Annotated in this window: 9 protein-coding genes; 7 read left to right on the top strand and 2 right to left on the bottom strand. The window is 66.9% G+C overall.

Features of this window, described 5'->3' with window-relative positions:
• Nucleotides 1–241: 241 nt before the first annotated feature.
• The 6 genes from xseA (at nt 242) to pcaF (ending at nt 10,477) form a co-directional block, all read left to right on the top strand.
• On the top strand, nt 242–1,609 hold the full coding sequence (gene xseA, locus U858_RS0103640; protein WP_025135834.1) for an exodeoxyribonuclease VII large subunit: 1,368 nt from the start codon (nt 242–244) through the stop codon (nt 1,607–1,609).
• A 27-nt stretch (nt 1,610–1,636) separates the two neighbouring features.
• The gene (locus tag U858_RS0103645; RefSeq protein ID WP_025135835.1) at nt 1,637–4,888 is read left to right on the top strand and encodes an ankyrin repeat domain-containing protein; all 3,252 of its coding nucleotides are present in this window, start codon (nt 1,637–1,639) and stop codon (nt 4,886–4,888) included.
• Nucleotides 4,889–5,018: 130 nt separating this feature from the next.
• A complete protein-coding gene (gene sodB / locus U858_RS0103650; protein ID WP_025135836.1) occupies nt 5,019–5,597 on the top strand; it encodes a superoxide dismutase [Fe] in 579 nt (192 codons plus the stop codon).
• A gap of 328 nt (nt 5,598–5,925) precedes the next feature.
• Nucleotides 5,926–7,632 (top strand): methyl-accepting chemotaxis protein, encoded by a 1,707-nt coding sequence (locus U858_RS0103655; RefSeq protein WP_025135837.1) that lies wholly within the window; start codon nt 5,926–5,928, stop codon nt 7,630–7,632.
• A gap of 78 nt (nt 7,633–7,710) precedes the next feature.
• Complete coding sequence (locus U858_RS0103660) at nt 7,711–9,117, top strand: chloride channel protein (RefSeq protein WP_025135838.1); 1,407 nt, start codon at nt 7,711–7,713, stop codon at nt 9,115–9,117.
• 154 nt (nt 9,118–9,271) lie between these two features.
• Nucleotides 9,272–10,477: a 3-oxoadipyl-CoA thiolase gene (pcaF, locus tag U858_RS0103665; protein ID WP_025135839.1), complete on the top strand. Its 1,206-nt coding sequence runs from the start codon at nt 9,272–9,274 to the stop codon at nt 10,475–10,477.
• Between the two features lie 136 nt (nt 10,478–10,613).
• On the opposite strand, the gene U858_RS0103670 is transcribed toward pcaF, so the two are convergent.
• Nucleotides 10,614–11,132 carry a DUF192 domain-containing protein gene (locus U858_RS0103670; RefSeq protein ID WP_025135840.1) on the bottom strand — a complete coding sequence of 173 codons (519 nt, stop codon included), beginning with the start codon at nt 11,130–11,132 and terminating at the stop codon, nt 10,614–10,616.
• Nucleotides 11,133–11,234: 102 nt separating this feature from the next.
• The gene (locus tag U858_RS0103675; RefSeq protein ID WP_006220277.1) at nt 11,235–11,480 is read right to left on the bottom strand and encodes a cold-shock protein; all 246 of its coding nucleotides are present in this window, start codon (nt 11,478–11,480) and stop codon (nt 11,235–11,237) included.
• Nucleotides 11,481–11,706: 226 nt separating this feature from the next.
• Between U858_RS0103675 and clpS the strand changes: the two genes are divergently transcribed.
• Complete coding sequence (gene clpS, locus U858_RS0103680; protein ID WP_025135841.1) at nt 11,707–12,021, top strand: ATP-dependent Clp protease adapter ClpS; 315 nt, start codon at nt 11,707–11,709, stop codon at nt 12,019–12,021.
• Nucleotides 12,022–12,091 lie beyond the last annotated feature (70 nt).

The following is a 12,091-nucleotide window of genomic DNA, read 5'->3' on the forward strand; positions in this document are numbered from 1 at the left end:
AGCTATCCACAGAAATTGTGGATAATTCTGTGCAAAACTTCGCCGGAACGCTTGTGGGCACAGGGGTTGCGCTTGTTTGCTTCACATTCGAGCAGCGCCTGTTTTATAAAAAACCCATAAAAAACAGCTATTTACACCGAATTTGCTGGCTTTCAAGCCAGCGGCGGCAAAAATGCCAGGACGCGGTATCATTGCGGCCCGCTACGTATGCCCTGTGGACAGGTACGCATCGGAAAGCCTTATGACAATTGAACTTGCAGTCACAAACAACGTATTCGCGCGGGATATCCTGACAGTTGCCCAGCTGAACCAAGCGGTGGGGCAGTTGTTGGAGCGCAGCATCCCGGCGCTGTGGGTTCGCGGGGAGATTTCCAACTTCACGCAGGCGGCTTCCGGGCATTGGTACTTCACGCTCAAGGACAGCCGCGCCTCGGTGCGGGCAGTCATGTTCCGCGGCCGCGCCAGTGCGGTCGGCTTCGTGCCGCGGGCCGGCGACCAGGTCGAAATCAGGGCCAGGGTGTCGCTGTACGAGCCGCGGGGCGATTATCAATTGCAGGTCGACGCCATGCGCCGCGCAGGCATCGGCAACCTGTACGAGGCCTTCCTGCGCCTGAAGGAACAACTGGCTTCCGAAGGGCTGTTCGACCCGGCCATGAAGCGCGACCCGGTGCCGCTGCCTCGCGCCATCGGCGTGGTGACCTCGCTGCACGCCGCCGCCTTGCGCGACGTGCTGTCGGCGCTGGCCCGCCGCGCGCCGCAGGTGCCCGTCATCATCTACCCGGCGCCAGTGCAGGGCGCGGACGCGGCCGGCCGGCTGGCCGCCCAGGTGCGCCTGGCCAACGAGCGGGCCGAAGTCGACACGCTGCTGCTGGTGCGCGGCGGCGGCAGCATCGAAGACCTCTGGAGCTTCAACGACGAGGGCCTGGCCCGCGACATCGCAGCCAGCGCCATCACGGTCATCAGCGGCGTGGGCCACGAAACCGACTTCACCATTGCCGACTTCGTGGCCGACGTGCGCGCGCCCACGCCCACGGCGGCGGCTGAACTGGCCTGCGTGCCGCGTTCGGAGCTGCTGGGCCGCGTCATGGCTTGCGCCCAGGCCATGGCCCGCGGCCAGCAACGCCGCCTGGAACGTGCCGCCCAGCGCCTGGACCGTGCCAGCGCGCAACTGGTGTCGCCGGCCCAGCGCCTGGAACACCAGCGCGAACGCCTGAACAGCCTGGGCTATCGCCTGGCCTCTGCCTGGGCCGGCCCGCAGGCGCGCCGCAACGCGCGCGTCAATCTGCTGGCGCAGCGCCTGGCACACCGCGTGCCCGACACCGCCCGCGCCGCCGATCGCCTGGCGGCCGTCACGCGCCAACTCGGCCAGGCGCATGCGCGCCTGCTGGTGCAACGCCGCAACCGCCTGGCGGCCGCCAGCGCGCAACTGCGCGCCCTGGACCCGGGCAACACGCTGGCACGCGGTTATGCTATTGCCCGCGATGCCGACGGCCGCATCGTGCGCGATGCTGCCGACCTGGCGCCGGGGCAGGGCCTGGACCTCAGCTTCGCTCAGGGCGGGGCCACGGTCGACGTCACGCAGGTACGCAAGACGCGCGAGGCATCCTGAAGTTCCTGCAGGTCCTGGGGTGGAACAATGCTGCAAGAGACACCACGCAAGAGCCGGCGCGGCGCGCGCCAGGCGGTCACGCTGACGGCCCTGGCCGCTGCGCTTTCCCTGGGCGTTGCCGGGTTCGCCCCGCCAGCGCAGGCCCAGGGGCCTGACAAGGCCAAGGCGGCAAGCAAGACCGAAACCCGTGCCCGCGCGACCCAGCCGCCGGCCGCCAGCCCCGCGCAAGGCAACAAGGACGCCTGCGATTGCGACTCGCCTTACCGCGAGTACAAGGCGGCCGATACCGCTGACACCCGCGCCATGTTCGCCGCGGTCGATGCGGGCGACGAGGCCGCTTTCACCGCGGCCCTGGCCAAAGTGGCCGGGCCCGGCGACTATGCCCGCGAAGGCGTGCCGCTGCTGCATGCGCTGCTCACGCCGCCGTGGCCGCGCAGCAAGCACGTGTATTGGGACATGCCAGCGGATGAAGCGGCGCGACTGCGCCAGGCCCATCGCGACGCCTTGCCGGTGCGCACCCGCATGCTGGCGGCCTTGCTGGCCACCCAGCCGCCCCTGAACGACATCACCTACGAATCACGCCGCTCGCCGGTGCAACTGGCGTTGCTGTACGGGTCGCCCGACATTCTGGACAGGTTGCTGGCGGCGGGCGCCCGCGCGGATCAGCGCGGCGATGACAACCGGACGCCGCTGGACTTCCTGCTCAACCGCGATTTCGAATTCGCGGTGCGCATGACCTACCTGCCGCGTCTGGTCGACCGCCAGGACACCACGCGCATGGTGCTGGCGCTGCTCAAGGCGGGTGCCCCGCGTCCCTTTGCCTATGTCGATGACCACACCGATGACGTCACGCGCAGCACGCTCAAGGACGCGGGGGGCCAGCCGCGCTTTGCCGCGGATTACCTGGCCTGGCCGGCGCTGGTGGAGCTGACCGAAGGGGGCGACGTGGTGCGGGCCCTGGCCGCCACCGGCACGAAACCGGCCTACGGCGATGGCATCAGCCCGCTCGCGCTGGCCGCCTACACCGGCAACGCGGGCGCCGTGTCCGCGCTGATGGAGCTGGGGCCGCGCACCACGCCGGCCACGGGCTACGGCGAAACGGGCGATATCGATCTCTGGCTGGACGCGGCGCAGGCCGCCGTGGTCACCGGGCACGGCGACATCGCCGGGCCGCTGCTGCGCACCGGCATGCCGTTTGGCCAGCGTGGCCCGCAGATCAGCAACGACACCGCGGTGTTCGTCCGTATGGAGGCGGATACCCGGCCGATCCTGAACCTGGCCGCGCGCAAGGGCGATATGGCGACCCTCAAGCGCCTGCTGGCCTTGGGCGCGCCGGTGGAAGGCGACCCTGCCGAACCATACGGCGACACGCCGCTGGCCGATGCCGTGCAGGCGCGCCAGGCCGATGCCGCGCGGGCGCTGCTGGCGGCGGGGGCCAACCCTGCGCTGCTGCGCCAGGGTTACGACCGCAAGACCGCGCTCGAACGCGCCATCGAAGCCGACGATCCCGCGCTGTTGCGCGACCTGCTGGCCGCAACGCCGCGCGAAGCCTTGCAGGCGCTGCTCGCCGACCCTGCGCATTCGCCTGTCGCGCAGGCCTTGCGCCAGCCCGGCAAGCAGGGCGCAGGCCTGCTGCGACAGTTGGTCGATGCAGGCCTGGACCCGAAATCGCTGGACGCCGGTGCGATCCGCCAGGCGCTGGAAAACGGCGATACCGCGATGGCGACGTATCTGATGGAGGCGGGCGTGCCCGTCAATCCGCCGGCTGCGTCCGCCACCGCCAAGGATGACGCTTTCGACCGCCAGGGCGTGCCGCCGTTGATGGTCGCCGTCACTTCGGACCAGCCCGCCATGGTCGATGCGCTGCTGGCCAAGGGCGCCGACCCGCTGGGTCTGGCGCCCGAAGGGCGCAGCGCCCTGTATTGGGCGATCGCCAGCCGCAATGGCGTCGTGCTCGAACGCCTGCTGCAAGCGGGCGCCAAGCTCGACGATCCGCGGCTGCCCCGAGCGCCGGCCCGCTATGCGCTGCTGAACGCGGCGCTGGCGGCCGGCGATATCAAGAGGGTGAATCGAGTGGCCAAGGGCAGCGGGCAAACGCTTGCGGCCGCTTGCCTGCCCGAGGGAGGCGAATACGCGCTGCTCGACCGGCCGGGCTACTTCGCGCAATTGCAGGCGGCGGGCTTCACCGGCGCGCACGGCGAATGTGTGCAAGAGGGCGGGGCGCTGCCGCAGCGGCTGTTGTCTGCGTTGCTGCGCGATCGGCAACTGGCGGTGGCGCGCCGCGATACCGTCATCGACGTGCTGTCGCGCCTGAAGGCAGCGGGCGCCGCGCTCGATGCGCGCAATGAAAGCGGCGAGACGCCACTGGTGGCCGCTATCCAGATCGGCCGCGCCGACCTCGCCGACGTGCTGCTCGCCGCCGGCGCCAACGCGGATACGGCCGACCTGCGCGGCAGCAGTCCGGCGTGGGTCGCCCTGGAAACCGGGCAGCCTGCGATGCTGGCGCTGCTGGCGCGCTATAAGGCGCGCTTTGACGGTGCCGCCGCGCCGCAGGGGCAGTCGTTCTCGCAGACGCTGGCCTGCCAAGCCGCGCCGGCCTTCGCAGTGGCGTTGCAAAACGCCGGTGTTGCCGTCAAGCAAGACTGCCCGCGCGCGTCGACCGCGAACAAGACGGCCGCCAAGTCCGCGGCGCGTCTCGCCGGCCACTACTATCTGCGCGGCATGCGCGAAGTGGGCAGCGAATTGCTGCTGACCGAAGACGGCCGCTTCCAATACCTGATGAGCTACGGCGCGGTCGATATCGAAGCCAGCGGCCAATGGCGCAGCGACGGCAAGACCATTCATCTGGATACGCCGCCGATCCAGCCTTTCTCCGCCATTGCCGGCGTGCGCGCCGACACGCTGCCGGCCGAGGGCGATGGCATGACCGTGCGCGTCTACTACCAGGGCCGGCCGGTCAAGGTCGACGTGGCTATGTCGTCGGCCACCGGTGATTTCGCCGGCACGCCCAGGCAGTCGGAAGGCGCCAACGGCGTCAGCGCACCCATCGACGCGGGCCAGCTCAAGGCCCTGGCCGTCTATGTGCCGCTGCCTGCCGGCGCGCGCTGGCACGATGTCGACGTCAGCAAGTTGGATGCCCGGGCGCGGTCCGTGCGCGTCGATCTGGACGTGCCCGAAGCCGCCAGTCTCACGCCCTTGCACATGACACTGGCATTACGTGAAGATGGCGCATTGACGGCCTCGCAGGGCGGTCGCGAACTGCGATATGAGAAAGAGTAGCGTTTACGTGCCGCGGTCATAAACACATACCTCTTAACCCCGCGCCACCGCGGGGTTAACACGGTATCCTCGCAGAGTTGCCGATACAATTGAACGGCTTGATCGTGCACTCAACAGAAGGAACCCACACATGGCACATACTCTTCCCCCCCTGCCTTACGAACTGGACGCACTGGCTCCGCACATCTCGAAAGAGACGCTGGAGTTCCACTACGGCAAGCATCACCAGACCTACGTCACGAACCTGAACAACCTGATCCCGGGCACCGAGTTCGAGAACCTGTCGCTGGAAGACATCGTCAAGAAGTCCTCGGGTGGCATCTTCAACAACGCCGCACAGATCTGGAACCACACGTTCTACTGGAACAGCCTGGCCCCCAAGGCCGGCGGCGCACCCACCGGCAAGCTGGCTGACGCCATCAACGCCAAGTGGGGCAGCTTCGATGCCTTCAAGGAAGCCTTCAACAAGTCGGCTGCCGGCAACTTCGGTTCGGGCTGGACCTGGCTGGTCAAGAAGGCCGACGGCTCCGTCGACATCGTCAACACCAGCAATGCCGCCACCCCGCTGACCACGGCCGACAAGCCGCTGCTCACCTGTGATGTCTGGGAACACGCCTACTACATCGACTACCGCAACGCCCGTCCCAAGTACCTGGAAAACTTCTGGGCGCTGGTGAACTGGGAATTCGCGGCCAAGAACTTCGCCTGATCGGCGCCGCGTCGCGATCCTTGCGTGACCGCCTTCCGGGCCGGTCGCGCGACGATCGGATCGCACTGAAAAAGGCCTCTCGTTGCACGAGAGGCCTTTCATTTTGTTCAGCAAGAATTCAGCATCAAGGCATCCCGCCATGCGCGGCCGGCAAGAGGTGTCGATTGTCGAGTTCATTGCGGCGAAATGAAGAATAAACAGCCGTTTCTTCAGGGTTCTCCCTGGAAATCGCAAACGCTATCGTTGCCCCCGGTCTGCGACTGAGCCACGGGGCCAATGACTGCGGCATGCCCGCCATAAACCGTGGCAATTGAACGGGATGGGAAGCATGTTGCGGTATTTTTCGGGTTTACGTATCGGCGCTCGCCTGTCGGGCGCATTCCTGCTGGTCGCGGTGATCGGCGGCGCCATCGGCGCCTTTGGCGTGTGGGGGCTGGCCCGCATCAACGAAATGAACGACCGGCTCTATGACACCGAGTTGCGCGGCATCTCGGACATCAAAGAAGCCAATATCAACCTCATCTACGCCGGGCGTGCGCGCAGTGGCTTTCTGGCGGCCTCGACGCAGGAAGAGCGCCAGGCGCTGCGCAAGCAGTTCGATGACGCGGTCAAGACCATGGACGCGCTGCGTGAAAAGGCCGCGGCGAATTTCCATGCGGAAGAGGGCAAGCGCCTGTTGGCGCAGTTCGCCGAAACCGAGCAGGTCTGGAAGCGTGAGGCGGCCGAATTCTTCGCCGCCGCGCAATCGCATTCATTGACGCAGGCCGACGCCAAGGTCGATGCCATCGAAAAGCGCGTGATCGCCTCGTCGCAAAAGCTCGACGACCTGATGACCGACCTGGCCGTGGGCAAGGAAAAGGTTGCCGCGCAATCCGTGCAGGCGGGCACCGACCTGTACGAAAACATGCGCTTCATCATGATCGTGCTGGCCGTGGTCGGCGTGGCGGTCGGCATGCTGCTGGGCTGGCTGGTGACGCGTGGCATCGTGCGTCCGCTGCAGCAGGCCGTGACCGCCGCGCGCCAGGTGGCCGCGGGCGACCTGACCACAGATATCCAGGTGGCCACGCGTGACGAAACCGGCGACCTGATGGGCGCGCTCAAGGCCATGAACGAAAGCCTGGCGCGCATCGTGCGCGACGTGCGCGACGGCTGCGAAAGCATTGCCTCGGCATCCTCGCAGATCGCCCAGGGCAACTCCGACCTGTCGCAACGCACCGAAGAACAGGCCTCGTCGCTGGAAGAAACCGCGGCGTCCATGGAAGAGCTCACCAGCACCGTGCAGCAGAACGCCAACAATGCCAGCGAGGCCGAACGCCTGGTCACCCAGGCCTCGACCGTGGCCGTGCGCGGCGGCGAAGTGGTCGAAGGCGTGGTGCAGACCATGAGCGCGATCTCCGACAGCTCGCGCCGCATCGCCGACATCACCGGCGTGATCGACGGCATCGCGTTCCAGACCAACATCCTGGCGCTCAACGCCGCCGTGGAAGCGGCGCGCGCGGGCGAACAAGGCCGCGGCTTTGCCGTGGTGGCCGGCGAAGTGCGCACCCTGGCGCAGCGCTCGGCCGTGGCCGCCAAGGAAATCAAGGCCTTGATCGACGAGTCCGTCAATCGCGTCGAAGGCGGTACCCGCCAGGTCGACGAGGCCGGCCGCACCATGCGCGAAGTGGTCGACAGCGTGCGTCAGGTGGCCACCCTGGTGCGCGAGATCTCCAGCGCGTCGGCCGAGCAATCTTCCGGCATCGGCCAGGTCAACCAGGCCGTGGCGCAGATGGATACCGTCACGCAGCAGAACGCCGCGCTGGTCGAAGAGGCTGCGGCCGCCGCGGCCAGCATGCAGGAGCAGGCCGGTCGCCTGGCGCAGGAAGTGCGCCGCTTCAAGGTCGATGCCGGCGGCGACGCGGGCTCGGCCACGGCGGCCCAGGCACGCCTGGTGCGGGCGATTCCGGTGGCGCCGCGCAAGCCTGCCGCGGCGCAGGCCGCCACGGCGCGCCCGGCGCTGGCCCGCGCTTCGGACGACGACTGGTCCACGTTCTAGCCTGTGTGTTGTGGGCTGGCAGTCAGGCGGCGGTGGTAAGGTTAGGCACGTTTTGCTAGCGTCCGCCACCCCGCGCCCATGAACCTGCCCACCCCCCTGCGCCGTATCGCCACCGGCTCCCGCCACTTCCTGCGCCGCAAGGTGCGCCAGGCCAACCGCCTGTCGCGCAAGAGCGTGCAGATGGCCTTGCTGCTGGGGGGCGCGGCGCTGGTGGCGTTGGTTTCGCTGGGCTTTGCCTATCTGGCCGACCGTGCGCTGGAATGGAACCGCGAATGGACCGCGGCGCATGGCTGGCTGGCCTTGCTGGTGCTGCCGTGCGCTTTGGCCGGCCTGCGGTGGGCCACCTTGCGGTTCGCGCCCAACGCCGTCGGCAGTGGCATTCCCCAAGTCATTGGCGCCTTGTCATTGCCGCCCGGCCCCAGCCAGCACAGCCTGGTCTCGCTGGCGCAGGCGCTGTGGAAAATCCCCCTGGCCTTTTTCGGCATGCTGGCTGGCGCGTCGATTGGCCGCGAAGGCCCGTCGGTGCAGGTCGGTGCTGCCGTCATGCTGGCCTGGGGCAATTTCTGGAAACGCCGCGGCATGCAGCTGCGGGGCTTTCACACCAATGAGCTGATTGCAGCCGGAGCTGCCGGCGGCCTGGCCGCGGCCTTCAACGCGCCGCTGGCCGGCGTCATCTTCGCCATCGAAGAGCTGGGCCGCGGCACGGTGTTGCGCTGGCAGCGCCTGGTGCTGATCGGCGTGCTGGCAGCCGGCTTCCTGGTGGTGGCGGTGGCCGGCAACAACCCATATTTCGGCATGTTCGGCGGCGCGCCGCTGACGCAAGGCATGCTGGGCTGGGTGATCGGCTGCGCGCTGCTCAACGGCGCGCTTGGCGGCATCTTCGCGCGGCTGCTGGGCAAGGGCGCGGCCGGCATGGCCCCGGCCAAATGGCGCAGCTGGATCCGCGCGCATCCCATCTGGACGGCCTTCGCCATGGGCCTGGTGCTGGCATTGATCGGCCTGGCCACCGCCGGCAGCGTGTACGGCACGGGCTACGGCGCGGCAGCCGATCTGCTGTCGGGGCAGGCGCAGGACGCCTTGCCCGCGGGGTTCGGCCTCGCCAAGCTCGCGGCCACCGTGGCGTCCTACTGGGCCGGCATTCCGGGCGGCATCTTCACGCCCGCCCTGACCACCGGCGCCGGCATCGGCCACCACATCTGGCAACTGGCGGGCGAGGGCGTGGACCAGCGCGTGCTGGTGCTGATCTCCATGGCCGCTTTCCTGGCCGCGGCCACGCAGGCACCGCTTACGGCCAGCGTGGTCGTCATGGAAATGACGGGCAGCCAGCCCATGCTGTTCTGGCTGCTGGTCGGATCGCTCCTGGCCTCGGGCGTGTCGCGCCAATTCTGCCCGCAACCGTTCTACCACCTGGCCGCGGGCCGCTTCCGGCGGCAAGCCATCGTCGATGCCGCACGCGCGGCCAAGTCGGGCACGGCGTCCTCGTAGCACCGCGGCCGGTCTGGCCTCATCGTGGTGCACGAGTGAACAGCTGTTGGACACTGTCCGTGCTGCGGACATCCCAACGGTGCACCAACTTGGCGCGAAACCGCTGCGTTAAGATCGACGACATTCGATTTCTTCACTTCATTTCGAGCTTCCCATGACCGTGCATGCCTATATTTGTGACGCGATCCGCACCCCCTTCGGCCGCTATGGTGGCGCGCTGGCTTCGGTGCGTCCCGACGACCTCGCAGCCGTAGCCATCAAGGCCCTCGTGGCGCGCAACCCCAACGTGCGCTGGGAAGAAATCGACGACGCCATCCTCGGCTGCGCCAACCAGGCCGGCGAAGACAACCGCAACGTCGCCCGCATGGCCACGCTGCTGGCCGGCCTGCCGGTCGAAGTGCCCGGCGCCACCGTCAACCGCCTGTGCGGTTCCGGCCTGGATGCCATCGGCAGCGCCGCCCGCGCCATCCGCGCCGGCGAAGCCGGCCTGATGCTGGCTGGCGGCGTCGAAAGCATGAGCCGCGCGCCCTTTGTCATGGGCAAGGCCGACAGCGCCTTCTCGCGCAGCGCCGCCATCTACGACACCACCATCGGCTGGCGCTTCATCAACAAGCTCATGAAGGCCCAGTACGGCGTCGATTCCATGCCCGAAACGGCTGAAAACGTCGCCGACGACTTCAACATCAACCGCGAAGACCAGGACCTGTTCGCGCTGGCCAGCCAGCAAAAGACGGCCCGCGCCCAGAAAGAAGGCTTCTTCGACGCCGAAATCGTGCCGGTCTCCATTGCCCAGAAAAAGGGCGATCCGCTCGTCGTCTCCAAGGACGAACACCCGCGCGAAACCAGCCTGGAAGCGCTGGCCAAGCTCAAGGGCGTGGTCCGCGAAGGCGGCACCGTCACCGCCGGCAACGCCTCGGGCGTCAACGATGGCGCCGCTGCGCTGCTGCTGGCCGACGAAAAGGGCGCTGCCCGCCACGGCCTGACGCCGCGCGCCCGCGTGGTCGGCATGGCCACCGCCGGCGTCGCGCCGCGCATCATGGGCATCGGCCCGGCGCCTGCCACCCGCAAGGTGCTGGCCCAGACCGGTCTCACGCTGGACCAAATGGACGTCATCGAGCTGAACGAAGCGTTCGCCGCCCAAGGCCTGGCCGTGCTGCGCCAACTGGGCATCGCCGACAACGATCCGCGCGTCAACCCCAACGGCGGCGCCATCGCGCTGGGCCATCCGCTGGGCGCCAGCGGCGCCCGCCTGGCCACCACCGCCATCAACCAGCTGCACCGCACGGGCGGCCGCTACGCGCTGTGCACCATGTGCATCGGCGTGGGCCAGGGCATCGCCCTCATCATCGAACGCGTCTGACGCGAGGGCGGCCGGGGGCGCGAAAGTCAACCGCGTTCCAGGCCGGCCCGGTCCGCTTGCCCGCCGGGCGGCCAAACAACAAGGGAGCCCTCGGGCTCCCTTGCTTTATGATTCGGCACGCGATGCGTGCGGACGCTCAGGGCAATCCGTCGATCTTGCGGCCGGCCTTGATGCCGTGCCCCTCGAACCAGCCTTGGGCCATTTCCAGCGCGTAGCGCACCGGTTTCTTCGAGCAGTGGGCGTCGTCGGTCTGCGGCGCCATGTCTTCAATGTTGACGATCATGCCGTCGTCGGCGATAAAAGCGATCGACAGGGGCAGGATGGTGTTGCGCATCCAGAAGCACTGCACGTCGGGCTGCTCGAAGACGAACAGCATGCCGTCGTTGCCGGGTAGCTCCTTGCGGAACATGAGGCCGTCGCGGCGGGTCGCTTCCGTGTTGGCGACTTCTGCGCGGATAATATGGATGCCGGCAGCCAGTTGTGTCGTAGGCAACGGCGCCTGCGGGCCGCTAGGAGCCTGGGCGCCGGCCGCCGCGGGCAGGGCCAGCGCGGTAACGCTCAGCAGCGCACAAAACGCACTGCGTGATGCCGCTTTAATGAACGCTGTCTTGAACAACGTACGACTGATGTGAAACAAAGCAGCATTCTTCAGCATGACCAGATGCGGTAATCGCAGTAATTAGAAAATAACAAGGCGGGGCCCGAAAGCCCCGCCTGATAATGGCGCAACCTTACCGTTGCACTTTAAAAGGTTAACTCAGGCAGCAGTGATATTGAGCGCCTGTTTGCCTTTGGGCCCCTGGATTATCTCGAATGCCACTTTCTGGCCTTCTTTCAGGGTTTTAAAACCATTCATCTGGATGGACGAAAAGTGGGCGAACAGATCTTCACCGCCGTCGTCGGGCGTAATGAAGCCAAACCCCTTTGCATCGTTGAACCATTTGACGGTGCCCGTCGATTTGGGATTGTCCCCTTGGACGGCGGTTGCGGTCGTATCAGACATGCGGACTGCCTCATTGAATCGTATGTTGACAGAAGGGCATCGCGGCCTAGACCCCTGTCCCCCCTCCGGCCTCCTGGCAGGTTTTCGGTGAATTGAAAACCCCAGAATGCGTGGATAATGCGCCGCTTTTCTTTGCGGAGTCAAGTATGGAAACTACGCATTTCTACGTGTAATTTTGCGTAAGTTACATGCAAGCCGTCCCCTGATTAAATAGAATAGCCGCCCTATGAGTTCTACCTTGGATACCCAGCATGATTTGGCCGTCGAGAAGGCGCCGGCACGCGTTGCGCCGCCTCCGATGTACCAGGTCCTGTTGTTGAATGACGACTACACGCCGATGGAATTTGTCGTCAAGGTGCTGCAAAAGTTCTTCAACAAGAACCACGAAGAGGCCACCCGGATCATGTTGCAGGTGCATCACGAAGGCCGCGGGGTGTGCGGAGTCTATCCGCGCGACCTTGCCGCGACCCGCATCGCCCAGGTGGCGCAGTATGCGCGGGCACGCCAGCATCCGCTGCAGTGCGTGATGGAACCCGTTTAGAACCTTAAAAAAAGACGCCGCCGCAACAGGCGGCGTTGTGCTGCACAGGGTAGTACCGCAGGGCCCGCGC

The sequence above is a fragment of the Achromobacter sp. DH1f genome (genome assembly GCF_000633435.1).
Lineage (GTDB): Bacteria > Pseudomonadota > Gammaproteobacteria > Burkholderiales > Burkholderiaceae_B > Achromobacter > Achromobacter deleyi.

Coding starts and splice junctions, on each gene's coding strand:
- U858_RS0103645 (WP_025135835.1), top strand. CDS start 1,637: ATGCTGCAAGAGACACCACGCAAGAGCCGGCGCGGCGCGCGCCAGGCG.
- U858_RS0103670 (WP_025135840.1), bottom strand. CDS start 11,132: ATGCTGAAGAATGCTGCTTTGTTTCACATCAGTCGTACGTTGTTCAAG.
- U858_RS0103660 (WP_025135838.1), top strand. CDS start 7,711: ATGAACCTGCCCACCCCCCTGCGCCGTATCGCCACCGGCTCCCGCCAC.
- U858_RS0103655 (WP_025135837.1), top strand. CDS start 5,926: ATGTTGCGGTATTTTTCGGGTTTACGTATCGGCGCTCGCCTGTCGGGC.
- pcaF (WP_025135839.1), top strand. CDS start 9,272: ATGACCGTGCATGCCTATATTTGTGACGCGATCCGCACCCCCTTCGGC.
- sodB (WP_025135836.1), top strand. CDS start 5,019: ATGGCACATACTCTTCCCCCCCTGCCTTACGAACTGGACGCACTGGCT.
- clpS (WP_025135841.1), top strand. CDS start 11,707: ATGAGTTCTACCTTGGATACCCAGCATGATTTGGCCGTCGAGAAGGCG.
- U858_RS0103675 (WP_006220277.1), bottom strand. CDS start 11,480: ATGTCTGATACGACCGCAACCGCCGTCCAAGGGGACAATCCCAAATCG.
- xseA (WP_025135834.1), top strand. CDS start 242: ATGACAATTGAACTTGCAGTCACAAACAACGTATTCGCGCGGGATATC.